The 15282-nt window shown below is 61.8% G+C and carries 15 protein-coding genes and 1 tRNA gene; 8 read left to right on the forward strand and 8 right to left on the reverse strand.

The features are described from left to right. Nucleotides 1–123: 123 nt before the first annotated feature. From clpX to tig, 3 genes are all read right to left on the reverse strand, one after another. The gene (clpX, locus tag VSR68_RS20965) at nt 124–1395 is read right to left on the reverse strand and encodes an ATP-dependent Clp protease ATP-binding subunit ClpX (protein WP_342934561.1); all 1272 of its coding nucleotides are present in this window, start codon (nt 1393–1395) and stop codon (nt 124–126) included. Between the two features lie 206 nt (nt 1396–1601). After that, a complete protein-coding gene (gene clpP, locus VSR68_RS20970) occupies nt 1602–2261 on the reverse strand; it encodes an ATP-dependent Clp endopeptidase proteolytic subunit ClpP (RefSeq protein WP_342941673.1) in 660 nt (219 codons plus the stop codon). Nucleotides 2262–2454: 193 nt separating this feature from the next. Further along, nucleotides 2455–3801, reverse strand: a complete 1347-nt coding sequence (tig, locus tag VSR68_RS20975; protein ID WP_342941674.1) for a trigger factor — start codon at nt 3799–3801, stop codon at nt 2455–2457. A 536-nt stretch (nt 3802–4337) separates the two neighbouring features. Between tig and VSR68_RS20980 the strand changes: the two genes are divergently transcribed. From VSR68_RS20980 to VSR68_RS20990, 3 genes are all read left to right on the forward strand, one after another. After that, complete coding sequence (locus VSR68_RS20980) at nt 4338–5483, forward strand: glycerate kinase (protein WP_342941675.1); 1146 nt, start codon at nt 4338–4340, stop codon at nt 5481–5483. A gap of 63 nt (nt 5484–5546) precedes the next feature. Continuing rightward, nucleotides 5547–6002, forward strand: coding sequence for a MarR family transcriptional regulator (locus VSR68_RS20985; protein ID WP_342941676.1), 456 nt, complete (start codon nt 5547–5549; stop codon nt 6000–6002). A gap of 706 nt (nt 6003–6708) precedes the next feature. Next, on the forward strand, nt 6709–6846 hold the full coding sequence (locus VSR68_RS20990; RefSeq protein ID WP_342941677.1) for a hypothetical protein: 138 nt from the start codon (nt 6709–6711) through the stop codon (nt 6844–6846). 217 nt (nt 6847–7063) lie between these two features. Here VSR68_RS20990 and VSR68_RS20995 read toward each other — a convergent pair. Then, nucleotides 7064–7150, reverse strand: a tRNA-Leu gene (locus VSR68_RS20995). A 278-nt stretch (nt 7151–7428) separates the two neighbouring features. Between VSR68_RS20995 and VSR68_RS21000 the strand changes: the two genes are divergently transcribed. Next, nucleotides 7429–8262: a squalene/phytoene synthase family protein gene (locus tag VSR68_RS21000; protein ID WP_342941678.1), complete on the forward strand. Its 834-nt coding sequence runs from the start codon at nt 7429–7431 to the stop codon at nt 8260–8262. Nucleotides 8263–8274: 12 nt separating this feature from the next. Here the strand turns inward: VSR68_RS21000 and VSR68_RS21005 are convergent, their stop codons facing one another. Both VSR68_RS21005 and VSR68_RS21010 read right to left on the reverse strand, forming a co-directional pair. Continuing rightward, on the reverse strand, nt 8275–9462 hold the full coding sequence (locus VSR68_RS21005; RefSeq protein ID WP_342941679.1) for a DUF1501 domain-containing protein: 1188 nt from the start codon (nt 9460–9462) through the stop codon (nt 8275–8277). A 77-nt stretch (nt 9463–9539) separates the two neighbouring features. Next, nucleotides 9540–9875, reverse strand: coding sequence for a hypothetical protein (locus VSR68_RS21010; RefSeq protein WP_342941680.1), 336 nt, complete (start codon nt 9873–9875; stop codon nt 9540–9542). Between the two features lie 230 nt (nt 9876–10105). Here VSR68_RS21010 and ompR point away from each other — a divergent pair, with 230 nt between their 5' ends. The 4 genes from ompR to VSR68_RS21030 all read left to right on the forward strand — a co-directional run bounded on the left by ompR (nt 10106) and on the right by VSR68_RS21030 (nt 13673). Then, the gene (gene ompR, locus VSR68_RS21015) at nt 10106–10840 is read left to right on the forward strand and encodes a two-component system response regulator OmpR (RefSeq protein ID WP_007585880.1); all 735 of its coding nucleotides are present in this window, start codon (nt 10106–10108) and stop codon (nt 10838–10840) included. 43 nt (nt 10841–10883) lie between these two features. Then, complete coding sequence (locus VSR68_RS21020; protein WP_087735756.1) at nt 10884–12233, forward strand: ATP-binding protein; 1350 nt, start codon at nt 10884–10886, stop codon at nt 12231–12233. A gap of 290 nt (nt 12234–12523) precedes the next feature. Further along, nucleotides 12524–13072, forward strand: coding sequence for a peroxiredoxin (locus VSR68_RS21025; RefSeq protein ID WP_090862234.1), 549 nt, complete (start codon nt 12524–12526; stop codon nt 13070–13072). A 76-nt stretch (nt 13073–13148) separates the two neighbouring features. Further along, entirely contained in the window at nt 13149–13673 is a 525-nt protein-coding gene (locus VSR68_RS21030) for a carboxymuconolactone decarboxylase family protein (protein WP_342941681.1), read from the forward strand. A gap of 129 nt (nt 13674–13802) precedes the next feature. On the opposite strand, the gene ispF is transcribed toward VSR68_RS21030, so the two are convergent. Together ispF and ispD are read right to left on the reverse strand one after the other, a co-directional pair. Next, entirely contained in the window at nt 13803–14282 is a 480-nt protein-coding gene (ispF, locus tag VSR68_RS21035) for a 2-C-methyl-D-erythritol 2,4-cyclodiphosphate synthase (RefSeq protein ID WP_152759905.1), read from the reverse strand. 72 nt (nt 14283–14354) lie between these two features. Continuing rightward, on the reverse strand, nt 14355–15065 hold the full coding sequence (gene ispD / locus VSR68_RS21040; RefSeq protein ID WP_342941682.1) for a 2-C-methyl-D-erythritol 4-phosphate cytidylyltransferase: 711 nt from the start codon (nt 15063–15065) through the stop codon (nt 14355–14357). Nucleotides 15066–15282: the final 217 nt, after the last annotated feature.

The following is a 15282-nucleotide window of genomic DNA, read 5'->3' on the forward strand; positions in this document are numbered from 1 at the left end:
CAAGCCTTCGCGTGTGGGAAAAGTTCAGTGACTCCAGAAAAACATTCCGTCCTGACGACACGATAAACGAAAAAAGCCGTTCACGCGCCATGAACGGCTTTTTTTCAACAATCGGGAAGCCGATCAATTCGAGCCCGCCACCTTCGGAGCGTCTTCGTAGATCAATAGCGGCTTTCCGTCACCATCAATGACATTGTCGTCAATAATGACTTTGCTGACGCCCTTCATTGCCGGCAGTTCGTACATGACGTCGAGCAACGCCTGTTCCAGAATCGACCGCAAGCCACGTGCCCCCGTCTTACGGCGGATCGCCTTGCGCGCAACCGCCTGCAACGCGGCCGGACGGATCTCCAGCTCGACGCGCTCCATGTTGAACAGCTTGTGATACTGCTTCACGAGCGCGTTCTTCGGTTCGACCAGAATCTTCATCAGTGCTGCTTCGTCGAGCTTGCCAAGCGTCGCCACGACGGGCAGACGGCCGATCAGTTCTGGAATCAGGCCGAATTTGATGAGATCTTCCGGTTCGACTTCGCGAAGCACTTCGCCAGCGTCGCGATCCTGCTTGCTCTTCACGCTCGCGCCGAAACCGATCCCCGTTTTTTCCGTGCGATCGACGATGACTTTTTCGAGACCATCGAATGCGCCGCCGCAGATGAACAGGATGTTGGTCGTATCGACCTGGATGAAATCCTGGTTCGGATGCTTACGGCCACCTTGCGGCGGCACCGACGCCATCGTGCCCTCGACCAGCTTCAGCAGCGCCTGCTGAACGCCTTCGCCCGACACGTCGCGAGTGATCGACGGGTTGTCCGATTTGCGGCTGATCTTGTCGATTTCGTCGATATACACGATGCCGCGCTGCGCCTTGTCGACTTCGTAGTTGCAGTTTTGCAGCAGCTTCTGAATGATGTTTTCGACGTCTTCGCCGACGTAGCCGGCTTCCGTCAGCGTGGTCGCATCGGCGATCACGAACGGGACGTTCAGAAGGCGCGCAAGCGTCTGCGCGAGCAGCGTCTTGCCGGAGCCCGTGGGGCCGATCAGCAGGATGTTGCTCTTCGACAACTCGACATCGTCCTTCTTGTCGAGATGCTTGAGACGCTTGTAGTGGTTGTACACCGCGACCGCGAGAATTTTCTTCGCGCGTTCCTGCCCGATCACATATTGATCGAGGATTTCGCGGATTTCCTGGGGACTCGGCAGATCGGACTTGGACAGACCTGTTTCCAGACCCGCGCCCGCTGCTTCGTCGCGAATGATCTCGTTGCAAAGGTCGATACATTCATCGCAAATGAATACCGACGGGCCAGCAATCAGCTTTTTGACTTCGTGCTGACTCTTACCGCAGAACGAGCAATACAACAGCTTTTCGCTGTTAGAACCTTTTTTGTCCGCCATAGATGTGTGAGCCTCCGGACACTCGAATGACATGATACGCCGTTTGCCCACCCCGTTCAGTCCGGGGTAGGACGGATGCGCAAAAGCTGTGACGGCGTTTGCCGCAGGCGTTCAGACGGGTCTTATTATTTCACAAGGTTTTGCGCCGGCGCTCTTCCCCCAATTGAAGGAAAAGCGCTCCGGATCAGTCATGTTTCAGCGAATTGTTACGGACGCTTATGCAGGACCTGATCGACGAGACCGTACGCCTGCGCGTCGTCGCCAGACATGAAGTTGTCGCGGTCCGTGTCGCGCTGGATCCGCTCGACAGGCTGCCCCGTGTGATGCGACAGCAACAGGTTCAGACGCTCCTTCAGGTACAGGATTTCGCGTGCCTGAATTTCGATATCCGATGCCTGGCCGCGCGCGCCGCCCAACGGCTGGTGGATCATCACGCGCGCATTCGGCAGCGCAAAACGCTTGCCCTTCGCGCCCGCTGCGAGCAGGAACGCGCCCATGCTGGCGGCGAGACCCATGCACAGCGTCGACACGTCCGGCTTGATGAACTGCATCGTGTCGTAGATCGCCATGCCCGCCGACACCGAGCCACCCGGGCTGTTGATGTAGAAGCTGATGTCCTTGTCCGGATTTTCACTTTCGAGGAACAGCAACTGTGCGATCACGAGGTTCGCAGTCTGATCGTTCACTTCGCCGACCAGGAAAACCACGCGCTCCTTCAGCAGGCGCGAGTAGATGTCGTAAGAACGTTCGCCGCGACCGCTCGTTTCGACGACGATCGGCACGAGGCCGAGCGCTTGCGCTTCGAGATCCCGATCCCGTGACGATTGGGAGGTCAACGTGTCCAGCATTTGAGCGCGAAAGGTCATGCAATGGATCCTTGTCAGGAAATGTTCTGGTAGCCGGTTCTGAACAGTTGGGTGCGTCCGCGCACTTCTTCAAGTGCAGAAACCGCCGACAGGCATTCTTTTAGCATGAATCTGCCATCGGTACGGTTTCTCACCACGTAAAAACGGCGTGCGGGCCGTCGCTCGGACAGCCGGCACGCCGTTTCGGCGATGCTTAAGCTTGCGCGGTCGCGCTTGCCAGCTCCTCGAAGCTCACTTCCTTGTCCGTCACCTTCGCCTTGCTCAGCACGAAATCGACGACGTTGGATTCAACGACATACGCTTCCATTTCGGCGAGGCGTTGCTGGTTCGAATAATACCAGCGGACGACTTCCTTCGGGTCTTCGTAGCTTTTCGCGAATTCGTCGACTTCCGCGCGGATCTGCTCCGGCTTCGCCTGCAGCTCGTTGGCCTTCACCAGCTCGGCCAGCACGAGGCCCAGCTTCACGCGGCGCTCGGCCTGCTCGGCGAACATCTCGGCGGGAATCGGTGCGTCCTTCGCGTTCGGCACGCCGCGCTGCGCCAGGTCCTGGCGCGCCATTTCGACGAGGCGCTGCTGGTCCTGCTCGATCAGCGCCTTCGGCACGTCGAGTTCGGAGATCTTCAGCAGTGCGTCCATCACCTGGTTCTTCACGACGGCCTGCGTGCGGCGCTTCGCTTCACGCTCCAGGTTGTCCTTGATTTCATTGCGCATCTTCGTCAGATCGCCGTCTTCGATGCCGAGCGACTTGGCGAACTCGCCGTCGATTTCCGGCAGGTGCGGCCATTCGATCTTCTTCATCGTGATCGTGAATTGCGCGGTCTTGCCGGCGACTTCCTTGCCGTGATAGTCCTCGGGGAAGCTCAGGTCGAACTCCTTCGACTCGCCGACCTTCAGGCCGAGCGCCGCCTTTTCGAATTCCGGCAGCATGCGGCCTTCACCCAGGACAAACGCGAAGTCGTCCGCGCTGCCGCCCTGGAATGCTTCGCCGTCGATCTTGCCGACGAAGTCGACCGTCACACGGTCGCCGTCCTTCGCTGCCGTATCGGCGCCGCCGTCGCCGTGCTCGCCGGCTTCGCCGCGAGCGTGGAAGTGCACGCGCTGCTTGCGCAAGATGTCCAGCGTGCGGTCGATTTCCGCGTCGCTGATCGTGGTCGTCGTGCGCTCGATTTCAGCCGTCGCCACGTCACCCAGCTTCACTTCAGGGTAAACCTCGAACGTGGCGTCGAATGCGTAGGCGCCTTCGGCCGCATCCGTCTTCGGGCTGAAGCTCGGCTGGCCAGCGACGCGCAGGTTTTCCGCGCGGCTGATGTCGAAGAACTCCTTGCCAACCTTGTCGCTCAGCACTTCGGCTTCCACCTGACCCGCATACTGCTGCGTAACCATCTTGAGCGGCACCTTGCCCGGGCGGAAACCCGGCATGCGCACGTTCTTCGCGAGTTGACGGATACGCGCGTCCACTTCCTTCTGCACGGTGTCCTTCGGCAGGGAAATCGTCACGCGGCGTTCGAGCTTGCCGAGGTTTTCAACAACGTTAGCCATGGCTTCAATCGTCCTAAAATTATTCGAGCGAATCAGTTATCTTGTCTGCGCCGCCTGTCGATGTCCGCTTTGCGTCTTGCGCCCGACACTGCGTTTTGCATTCGCTTTAGCGCAGGGTCGCCGCGTCGCTTCGCTCACTCACGTGTGACATCGATCGCGTGCCTCTCGCCGCGGGCTGCGAGGCCGCCGGCAGCACAGTTTGGGTCAGAGAGCCAAATATTCTAGCAAACTATTTGCGCGCCTAGCCGCGATTCGCTGTTTCACGGATTTCGAGCGGCTCCCGTACTCTCATCTGACCTGTCGCGCAGGTCCCCGCGTGTGGTTTGGCGTTTCCGTAGTGTCTTCCCGACGCACGCAGCATCTGTGAGGCAAAGTCAATTCTGCCTATACCTTACGGTATATTCAGTCGCGCAGCGCATGCTGATAAGCTTCACCACAACCTGACACGCTGCTGCGCGCGCAGAGGCGTTCCGGCCGTTTCACATCGCATCGCGTGATCGCGTCGATGGCTCCCATTCCAATTCAACAGAGACACCATGCCGAATACGCCGCCCGCGCCCATCGTCGTCATTGCACCCGACTCATTCAAAGGTTCGTTGTCCGCCGAGCAGGTCGCGCAGTCCATCGCGACGGGCATCCTGCGCGCGCGAGCCGATGCGACCATCCGCGTCTGCGCGATGGCGGACGGCGGCGAAGGCACGCTAGACGCGATGCTCACGCGCGGCGGCGAGCGCCGCATGCTCACGGTGCGTGGCGCGGCAGGCCCGTCGCGTGAAGCCGCAACGGGGCTCCTCGCCGATGGCAGCGCGATCATCGAAACGGCGGAGATCGTCGGCATTACGGACCCTGTCGGCATGGACGTCGCCGTCGAAAAGCGCAGCACGCGCGGCATGGGCGAAGCGATCCGCTCGCTGCTCGACGCGGGTGTGAGACGCTTCTTCGTCGCGCTAGGCGGCAGCAGCACGAACGACGGTGGCGCTGGCCTGCTCGTCGGCCTTGGACTCAAGCTGTTCGACGCGCAAGGACATGAGCTGGAGCCGACGCCCGAGCAGCTTGCGCAACTGGCGCGCGTCGACGCATCGGGGCTCGATGCGCGTCTGCGAGAAGCGATTTTCATCGGCATGTCGGACGTCGACAATCCGCTGACGGGCGACCATGGCGCTACGGCAATCTTTGGTCCGCAGAAGGGCGTGACGCCCGAGCAGGTTGCGATCATCGACGCCGCTCTCGCCCGCTTCGCCGACCTCGTCGAACCTGCGATGAATCGTGTCGCGCGCAACGAGCCTGGCGCGGGCGCGGCAGGCGGCCTCGGCTTCGCGCTGCATATGCTCGGCGCCGACTTCGAGCCGGGCGCGGAAGTGGTTGCGCGCGAGATTGGTCTCGATGCGGCGCTCGAAGGCGCCAACTGGCTCATCACGGGCGAAGGCCGCTCCGACGTGCAGACGCTGCATGGCAAGGCGCCTTTCATCGCCTGTCGCCATGCGCGTGCGGCAGGCGTGCCGGCCACGTTGCTATCGGGTGCCGTCGATCCCGCCGCGTTGCCGAAACTCGCCGAGCACTTCAGCGGATGCTTCTCGCCGGCGCCCGGTCCCATCACGCTCGACGCGGCGATCCGCGACGCGGCCATCCTTCTCGCGAACGAAGCCGAGCAGATGACGCGACTAAGGTATGGCCCGCGTTGACCGCGCGAGCGGATGCAGCAACAATCACATCGCGGGACTGCATCCACTCACAACAGGAAGACCATGAAGGCCTCCGATAAAGCCGGACTCGAACAGTTTCTGACGTATCGTCTGCACGTGCTGAATAAACTTTCCGAGCGGGGCATCAGCGAACGGTATATGGCCAAGCTCGAAGTGACGCTGCCCGAAGCGCGCGTGATTGCCTCGGTCGGATCATTCGGGCCGTTCTCGATCATGGACCTCGCGCGCCACGCGAACCTCGACAAAAGTCAGGCAAGCCGCGCAGCCGAAGCGTTGATCAGACAAGGACTCGTACAACGCGAAGCGAGCGCGCAGGATGGCCGTGTCGTGCTCGTCTCGTTGACGACGGAAGGCCGCGCCCTGTACCGCAAGATCATGCCCATCGCTCGCAAGTGGAACAGCGATCTGTTCGACTGCCTCGACGATCGCCAAAAGATCGCGCTCAGCGACGCGCTGGACAAGGTGATCGAAAGCGCAATCGCACGAAACGCCGAATAGCAGCCTGACGAAGCACTCCCGTCAGACTGCGAAGGTTCGAGCCTGTCGATCGACGGCGCATTCGCTTCGCCGTTGACGTCGCCGTTTCGTAATTCCTTAAACACTCATTCACAAGTCATCGTGACAGCATGTGTGTCCGATGGCGTTGCGTTCGCGCACGCGCGAAACTTGGGTCGACTCTGAAACGCCAGGGCGGATCGATGTTGTCGATCCGGCACAGCCAGGATTCGCGACCAGGCGCGAACCGTACGTAGTGCATCCGAAGTCGACGCGCGGCCATCTCGTGCGACCGCGCCCGAATCGAAGTTGTTGTTGTCGAGGCGCGCTTGCAAACGGGCAGCGGCGAGGCGCGCAGTCGCAGTCGTATATGCGTGCATCAACCGATGTGCATCGGGCCGTGCGTGAAATATTGCGGAGCGCATGATGATCTGGCCGGCACCACAAGATACTCAGTGTCGTATCGAGCATATTGCCGCCTACTTCCATCGCCTTTTCCTGCGCATCGGCCTCATCGCGGATCACGCACATCGCATCAACACAGCACACGAGGATCTCGTTGCACCCGCAACGGGATGCCAACACTTGCGACGAATTGCCCTGTAAATGCAGCGCGAAACGCGTTGCGTAGCACAGACGTTGAAGGAAATCGTAATGCTGGCTTGCTACGATGACGGCTCGCTTTTTCTCTGACTTCGAGGATCGAAAAATGAAGAAGGTTGTTCTGGCGCTGATCGCCGCAGCCGCTGGTTTTGCCGGCATGTCGTCGGCATTCGCGTATGACCATCATCATCCCGTGTGCCACAAGGTGCACGTGCATCATCACTGGGAGAAGCGCTGCCACTAAGCAGCCGCGAACCGTCAGTGTGATGACCGATGCCCCGCCCTCGTGCGGGGTTTTTTGTGCGCGTCGATTTTCAGTGCGAAGTGTGGTTGTGCTCGATGAGCTTCGCGCGCAATCTTGCGGCGAAATGCGCATGGCAGAGCGCGCGATGCAAAAAACAAAAAACCCCGCTGGTCAGCGACGAGCGGGGTTTTCTATCTGGTGCTGCGTTAAAAACAAGTGGTGCGAGGAAGGGGACTCGAACCCCTACACCCTTGCGGGCGTCAGGACCTAAACCTGGTGCGTCTACCAATTTCGCCATCCTCGCAGCCGGGTGCCGCCGCAAACCTGCGGCGCCCGATATTTCGCCAGCGGCCGAACGCTGCGTTTTTCACCGCAATGTCATTCGCGCAGAGGACTCTGAACGTGCCGAAACCGACTCGCCGAGCCGCGAACGTCTGCGTTCAAAACGCGCGCCCGAAAGCGTAAGCGCGAGATTCTAACCGATTGGTCTGCGCTTGTCTGCATCTGTCGAATACCGTCGATGCTACAATTTTCGGTCTTTTGCGCACAGCCGTGTGCGCCCGCATTCCCCAAGCGAATCCAGTGAATTTCGACGAATATTGCCTGCAAAAAGCAGCGCCTCCCGGTTCGAGCACTTACTACGCGCTACGTCAGGCGCCCGTCGCGCGGCAACCGCTGCTGACGGCGCTGTTTGCGCTGCGTCGCGAGTTCGAAGAAACGGTGAAGGAAACCACCGACCCGACCATAGGCCGCACGAAACTCGCCTGGTGGCAAAAGGAAGCGGCCGCGCTCGCCGCCGGTGAGCCGACGCATCCTGTGTCGCAAGCGCTCGCCGCGCATCTGCCAGACGTGCAGGCCGAGTACCCGGCGCTGCAAGCGATGATCGCCGGCTTCGAGATGGATCTCGACCAGGCCCGCTACCTCGATTACCCGAATCTGCGCCGCTATATGGCTGGCGTCGGCGGCACGTTCGCGTCGGTGGTTGCGCGCGCGACGGCACGCGATCCGTCGCAGGCGTCATCGTGGGCCGCACCGCTCGGCGAGGCGCTGATGCTCGCGCAGATCGTCGTGGAACTCGGCAACGACGCGCGCCACGGACGCATCTACATTCCCATCGACGAAATGCAGCGCTACAACGTGACGGCTGCCGATCTGATCAACCGCAAATACACGGACGCGTTCACGGAACTGATGCGCTTTCAGACGACGCGCGCCCGCGATGCGATTCGCAAGGCGCTCGACGGTCTGCCTGTGGGCGAGCGCCATTCGCAGAGCACGCTGCGCGCGTTGGCGGCGTTGGCGCTGGCGCTGCTCGAAGAAATCGAGCGCGACGGTTATCACGTCCTGCATCAACGCATTGCGCTCACGCCGATCCGCAAACTGTGGGTCGCGTGGCGAGCGGCACGCAGGCATTGACATCGACGCGTGTCAGGCACGCAGCAACGGCAGCTGTTTCACGTCGTCCTGCAAGACTTCTCTTGCGTCCAGCGCCCAGAACGGGCCGAGCACGGTTGCGTACAGCCGCCTGAAATCGATCTCGACGGGCAGTTGGCCTGTCGTGTCGAGTCGCGCGAGATCGGGGGGCTGTCCGTACAGGCCTCCCCTTACCCGTCCGCCCATCACGAAGTGCGCGGCCGCGCCGCCGTGTTCGGTGCCGCGAACCATGTTCTCGCGCGCGGACCGGCCGAACTCCGAGTACGTGATGATCAGCGTATCGTTCCAATCGCCACGTCGCGCGAGTTCCGCATGAAGCATCGCGCAGCCCTGCGCGAGTTGTTCGAGCAGAGCCGCGTGGCGCTCGGGCTGGTTGGCGTGCGTGTCGAAACCGTCGAGCGTCACGCGGATCGCGCCGTATGAACCCGGCTTCGTACTGACCAGCGCAGTGCGCAATGTGCGCAACGCGGCATCAATCGAATCGAGAAATGTCGTTGGGCGCGATAGCTGTGCGATCGGGGCATAGAAGGCACCGCCCGTCACGCGATCATCTTCGGCCTGGTTCACCTTGCTTCGATTGGCACAAGGCGCGTCGTCCGGGTCCAAGACGTGCGTCCATGCGCCGCGCGACGCGTGCGCAAACGATAAACCTGCAAACGGTCCCGCCTCGACGCTGCCGAATGTAGCAACCGAAGCGCGAACCTGCGGCACCCGCCACTGCGCGAATGCGCGAGTCAGCCAGCCTTCGCGCCGATACACATCGGCACGCGAGCCCGTGTCCCAGATTTCCGTCGACCGGAAATGCGACGGACTCGCCTGCGCGCAGCCGACGCCTTGCACGACGGCCAGTTGCCCGCTGCGCCACAACGGCAACAGCGAACGCAGCGACGGATGCAGCGCCATGCGCTCGTCGAGCGCGATCACCCGATCGCGCGGGATGGCGATGTGTCGGCGCAGCGTGTAGTAAGCGGAATCGGCAAACGGCACGACGGTATTCAATCCGTCGTTTCCGCCCTTCAGTTCGATCAGGATGAGCAGCTTGCCGCGACGGCCCGCGGCCGTTGCGCATGCATGCGGTTGCGGCACTACGCCGCTCGTGGGGACTGGCGCACTGAACGCGCGGGGCATCGACAGCGCGGCGCCCGTTGCAGCCGCCATCGAAAGAAACTCGCGTCGTTTCATCCACACCTCACGAGAGGTATCGCGTGTGCTTCGCCAATGGGGCAACCGCCGCGCAGCCCGTGCAAGGCAAAAACCTGTCAGCGCTTGTACAGTTCGCGGACGGCGTCTTCGATGTGCTGCCGCAGCAGACGCCTTTCTTCCGGCGTCATATGCCCGTCGCGCCGCCGTTGATCGAGATCGGGCGGCACGGCGGTGGCGCGGACGATGGCGTCGGATGCGGGACGATCGGCGTTGGGATTACGCGATTGACGCACGGTGCGCATGTGCGGACGCTGGACTGGGCGCGACTCGGTTGTACGTTCCGTCGAAGATTCGGCATGGGCGGAGACGGGACTCGCCGCGCTCACGAACACGATCGCAACTGCCACTGCGATCACGCTCAGGCGCATGTTCGGCCAGACCCCTCCCTTCATCTTGTTCCCTTCGTGGCGCGGCAACCGGCAACCTCAGATACGTGTAATGACTCCGGCTTGAAAACCGGGCGCAAGAGCCTTATTCGAGTGAAGTATCTACCGAACTGGCGCAAACAGTAAAGGAGTGTAAGCGCCAAGGCTTTACGTCGTGCCACGGGCCCGGTAAATTTTGTAACTGACTGTTACGTGATAATTGGTGCAAACTCGCTCCCTATTCTAATCGCGCTAAGATGCCGACCATGGAAACCAAAAACCCTTCGAAAATCCTCGTCGTCGACGACGATCCGCGTCTGCGTGACCTGCTGCGCCGTTATCTCGGTGAGCAGGGCTTTAACGTTTATGTTGCTGAGAACGCACCCTCGATGAACAAGCTGTGGGTGCGCGAACGTTTCGATCTGCTGGTGCTGGACCTGATGCTGCCGGGCGAAGACGGTCTGTCGATCTGCCGCCGCCTGCGCGGCAGCAACGATCGCACGCCGATCATCATGCTCACCGCCAAGGGTGAAGATGTCGATCGCATCGTCGGCCTCGAAATGGGCGCCGACGACTATCTGCCGAAGCCGTTCAATCCGCGTGAACTCGTCGCGCGCATTCACGCGGTGTTGCGCCGCCAGTCGCCGTCCGAGTTGCCGGGCGCGCCGTCCGAAACGTCCGAAGTGTTCGAGTTCGGCGAGTTCGCGCTGAACCTCGCGACACGCACGCTCACCAAGGCCGGCCAGGAAATCCCGCTCACCACGGGCGAATTCTCGGTGCTCAAGGTGTTCGCGCGCCATCCGCGTCAGCCGCTGTCGCGCGAAAAGCTGATGGAGCTTGCGCGCGGCCGCGAGTACGAAGTGTTCGACCGCAGCCTCGACGTGCAGATTTCGCGTCTGCGCAAGCTGATCGAGCCCGATCCGGGCAGCCCGCGTTTCATCCAGACAGTCTGGGGTCTGGGCTATGTCTTCATCCCCGACGGCGCAGCCTAAGCCTGCCGTTGCAGTTCCTCCTCCTCGTCGACAAGAAGGTCGCATGCGGATCGACCGGCGCCTCCTGACGCTCGCGTTCGGCGGCCTTTTCTGGCGTACGTTCCTGCTGATCGCGCTGCTGATCGCGGTCAGTCTCGCCGCATGGTTCCAGAGCTTTCGCGTGATCGAGCGCGAGCCGCGCGCACAGCGCGTCGCGCTGCAGCTCGTCGCGATCGTGAAGCTCACGCGCACCGCGCTCCTCTATTCCGATCCCGATCTGCGGCGCGCGCTGCTGCAAGACCTGGAAAGCAATGAGGGCGTGCGCGTGTATCCGCGCGAAACCACGGACAAGTACAAGCTGCAGCCCGACGAATCGCTCAATCGGCTGATCGAGCATGACATACGCGGGCGGCTCGGCGACGACACGATCATCGCGCAGTCCGTCAACGACATTCCCGGCGTGTGGATCAGCTTCAAGATCGACGACGACGATTACTGGGTCGCGCTCGACCGCGATCAGCTGGATAACGTGACGGGCCTGCAATGGGCCGGCTGGGGTATCTTTGCGCTCGCGCTATCGCTGTTCGGCGCGGCGTTCATCACGAGTCTGGTGAACAGGCCGTTCGCGCGGCTGGCGCTAGCTGCGCGCAAAGTCGGCTCGGGCCAGGCGCCCGAGAAGCTGCCTGAGCGCGGCATGGGCGTCGCTGCGGAAACGAACCGAAGCTTCAACCAGATGGTGCAGGACCTTGAGCAGCTCGAAGCCGACCGCGCGCTGATGCTCGCCGGCATTTCGCACGACCTGCGCACGCCGCTTGCGCGTCTGCGTCTGGAAACCGAAATGAGTCCTTCGGACCAGGCGACCAAGGACGCGATGATCGACGACATCGAGCAGATGGACATGATCATCGGACGCTTCCTCGATTACGCGCGCCCGGTGCAGAGAAATCCGGAACCCGTCGATCTTTCCGTGATCGCGGGAGAACTGGCCGCGCGCATGTCGAGCGAAGACGGCATGCGACTGGTCACTCGTCTTGCTCCTTCTGCTGTGATCGAGGCGGACGAGACGGACATCCGGCGAGTCGTGGGCAATCTGATCGAGAACGCGCGCAAATACGGCCTTTCCGAGGATGACGGCATTCCGCGGGTGATTCTCGAGACGCGGGTCTCGCATTCGCGGGTCGAACTGTCGGTTGTCGACGAAGGTCCGGGCATTCCCGAGGACCAGCTCGCGCTCGTCACACGGCCCTTCTACCGCGTCAATTCGGCGCGAACGCAGGCCAACGGCACGGGTCTCGGCATGGCGATCGTGCAGCGCCTCGTGGGCCGGTATCGCGGCGCATTGCGGCTGCGCAACCGCACCCCGCTGCCCGGCCTCGAAGTGACGATCGAGTTTCCGCTCGCCAAGAGCGTCTGACGCACTTCCAGCCCGTCTCCGGAAGGCGGCAGTCGGACGGGGCTTGAACGCCGTTTCCCGCTGCCGCTTTTTCGGGCAAAACCTCTTCCCGAAACCGGTGCAAAACGCTCGTTCCAATATGGGCTATCAGCGTCTTCGAGAAAATCTATCCGAATCGTTAGATAAAAACTATTGATTCCATTGCTCAATAGAGTTATAGTTTAGACTGTGTAACGCGTTCGTTACAGCCAGCAGGTAGTTTGAGCAGGTTGTCTTCGAATCTCATTTGCCAATTCACAAGGAGCAAGCGCATGAAAACTGTCGGCGATAAACTCGAAGCTTTCACCGTCACCGCTGCAAAGCCGGGTTTCAATAACCACGAAGAAAACGGCGTGTCGGCGTTCGAAGAAATCACCGAATCGTCGTTCCCGGGCAAGTGGAAGATCATCTATTTCTACCCGAAGGACTTCACGTTCGTTTGCCCGACGGAAATCGTCGAGTTCGGCAAGCTGCAGAAGGACTTCGCAGAGCGCGACGCCGTTCTGCTGGGCGGCAGCGTGGACAACGAATTCGTCAAGCTCGCATGGCGCCGCGAGCACAAGGACCTGAACAAGCTGAACCACTACGCGTTCGGCGACGTGAAGGGCGAACTGATCGATCAGCTCGGCGTGCGCGACAAGGAAGCAGGCGTTGCACTGCGCGCGACGTTCATCGTCGATCCGGACAACACGATCCAGCACGTTTCGGTGAACAACCTGAACGTCGGCCGTAATCCGGAAGAAGTCCTGCGTATTCTGGACGGTCTGCAAACGGACGAGCTGTGCCCGTGCAACCGCGTCGTCGGCGGCGCAACGCTGTAAGGACGAGCAGTCGAAAGCCCGCTACGCTTGAAAAGGCCAGCGGGCTTTTTTATCGGCAAAATGATAGGAGATATCAATGGAATTCATCGCAGCGATTAAGGAACACATTCCCGACTACGCTAAAGACATTCGCCTGAATCTCGATGGCACGATTGCGCGCTCGTCGCTGGAAGGCAACGACGCTGTCGGCGTCGCGCTGGCCGCCGCGTTCGCTGCGAAGAGCCCGAAGATCATCGCCGCGATCCGCGAAGCAGGCGTGCTGTCGCCGGAAGAAGTCAACGGCGCACTGACGGCTGCCGCGTTGATGGGCATGAACAACGCCTGGTATCCGTATGTCGAGATGACGGGCAACGCCGATCTGAAATCGCAGCCGGCCGGCTTGCGAATGAACGCTTACGCGTCGCACGGCGGCGTCGACAAGCGGCGCTTCGAGATGTACGCGCTCGCCGCGTCGATCATCGGCAAGTGCCATTTCTGCGTGAAGTCGCACTTCGATACGCTGATCAACGAAGGCATGAGCTCGACGCAACTGCGCGACGTCGGCCGTATTGCGTCGGTGATCAACGCGGCTGCGCAAGTGATCGTCGCCGAAGGCAGGTAAGGGCGAACGAGCCGTAGGCGCTTGCGCAAGAAAAAAACGCCACGCGATGCATGGCGTTTTGCGTTTCGACGTGTGGCTTCTACATGCGGATGCGCACGGCTCTTCGACGTGCGCGCGACGAGCCCAGGCTCAGCCGCGCAGCAGCAGCACAGCGGCTTGCGCTTCGATCCCCTCGCCTCGCCCGAGATAGCCGAGCTTCTCGTTCGTCTTCGCCTTCACGTTGACACGCTCGATGGGCAGGCTCAGGTCTTCCGCGATATTCGCGCGCATCCCGTCGATATGCGGCGCGAGCTTCGGCGCCTGCGCGATCACCGTGCTGTCGACGTTCTGGATCGCGAAGCCCGCCTTCGCGATGCGCGCCGCACACTCGCGCAGCAGCACGCGGCTGTTCGCGCCTTTGAACTCGGTCGCGGTATCGGGAAAGTGACGGCCGATATCGCCGAGCGCGGCAGCGCCGAAGAGCGCATCGGTGATCGCATGCAGCAGCACGTCCGCGTCCGAGTGGCCGAGCAGCCCGCGCTCGTACGGAATCGTCACTCCGCCGATGATGAGCGGCCGCCCCGGCACCAGTGCGTGAACGTCATAGCCTTGTCCGATTCTCAAATCCATATGCGTGGGGTTCCGTGATGTCGTGAAAGCGTTACTGCGATGAAGCTCCAATTGTGCGACGGTACGCGCCGCTCAGCCCGCGGTGCCGCGACCAAGAATCGCCTCGGCCAGATCGAAGTCTTCCGGATATGTGACCTTGAAATTGCGCAAGCTGCCCTGCACCAGTTTCGGCGCATGGCCGGACCATTCGATTGCGCTCGCTTCGTCGGTGAGATCGTGGCCGTCGCTTTGCGCGCGGAGGATCGCCTCGCGCAGCATGCCGATGCGGAACATCTGCGGCGTCTGCGCCTGCCACAGGCCGTCGCGCGGCTCCGTGCGATCGATGCGATTGTCGGTGCCGCGCGCGACGCGCTTGAGCGTATCCGCGACGGGCAGCGCCATGATGCCGCCCACGGCGTCGTCCTTCAGCACGCTCACGAGCGCACGGATCAGCGCGGGCGTGATGCCGGGACGCGCGGCGTCGTGCACCAGCACCCAGTCGTCGTCGCGCGCGCCGAACTGTGCGAGCGCATGCAGCCCGTTGAGCACGGACGCCTGCCGCGAAGCCCCGCCGCAGCGCTGCACGGCAAAGCGCAGCCCGCCGAAGCGGCGCGCGTCGAAATGCTGGTCGTCGGGCGCGAGGACGACGAGCGTCTGCGCGAACTCGCTGCATGCGTCGAACGCGGCAAGCGAGTAATACAGCATGTCGCGGCCCGCGACGGTTCGATATTGCTTGGGCATCGGCGCGCCGGAGCGGCTGCCGGTGCCGGCGCACGGAATCAGGGCAAACAGGCGGGAAGTCACGGAAAGGACGCGGTGCAGGTCAAAGTGAAGGACGGATTTTATAATAGGTCCTCGGCACGCATGCCCTGACACGCGTAAACTTGCCGCTCGTGTTCCGCCGGCGACACGCCTTCGAGGCGTCCGCTGGCGCAATCCATTGGCCGGGCGCGTCGCGAGCCGATGGTCTCACGCTGGTAATCGACAGGTTGCTCATTCGCGTCACCCTTCGCGTCACCCC

This window comes from Paraburkholderia phymatum, from assembly GCF_038900715.1.
Lineage (GTDB): Bacteria > Pseudomonadota > Gammaproteobacteria > Burkholderiales > Burkholderiaceae > Paraburkholderia > Paraburkholderia phymatum_A.

Coding starts and splice junctions, on each gene's coding strand:
- VSR68_RS20985 (WP_342941676.1), top strand. CDS start 5,547: ATGAAGGCCTCCGATAAAGCCGGACTCGAACAGTTTCTGACGTATCGT.
- ispF (WP_152759905.1), bottom strand. CDS start 14,282: ATGGATTTGAGAATCGGACAAGGCTATGACGTTCACGCACTGGTGCCG.
- VSR68_RS20980 (WP_342941675.1), top strand. CDS start 4,338: ATGCCGAATACGCCGCCCGCGCCCATCGTCGTCATTGCACCCGACTCA.
- VSR68_RS21010 (WP_342941680.1), bottom strand. CDS start 9,875: ATGAAGGGAGGGGTCTGGCCGAACATGCGCCTGAGCGTGATCGCAGTG.
- VSR68_RS21030 (WP_342941681.1), top strand. CDS start 13,149: ATGGAATTCATCGCAGCGATTAAGGAACACATTCCCGACTACGCTAAA.
- ompR (WP_007585880.1), top strand. CDS start 10,106: ATGCCGACCATGGAAACCAAAAACCCTTCGAAAATCCTCGTCGTCGAC.
- VSR68_RS21025 (WP_090862234.1), top strand. CDS start 12,524: ATGAAAACTGTCGGCGATAAACTCGAAGCTTTCACCGTCACCGCTGCA.
- clpX (WP_342934561.1), bottom strand. CDS start 1,395: ATGGCGGACAAAAAAGGTTCTAACAGCGAAAAGCTGTTGTATTGCTCG.
- tig (WP_342941674.1), bottom strand. CDS start 3,801: ATGGCTAACGTTGTTGAAAACCTCGGCAAGCTCGAACGCCGCGTGACG.
- VSR68_RS21005 (WP_342941679.1), bottom strand. CDS start 9,462: ATGAAACGACGCGAGTTTCTTTCGATGGCGGCTGCAACGGGCGCCGCG.
- VSR68_RS21020 (WP_087735756.1), top strand. CDS start 10,884: ATGCGGATCGACCGGCGCCTCCTGACGCTCGCGTTCGGCGGCCTTTTC.
- VSR68_RS20990 (WP_342941677.1), top strand. CDS start 6,709: ATGAAGAAGGTTGTTCTGGCGCTGATCGCCGCAGCCGCTGGTTTTGCC.
- clpP (WP_342941673.1), bottom strand. CDS start 2,261: ATGACCTTTCGCGCTCAAATGCTGGACACGTTGACCTCCCAATCGTCA.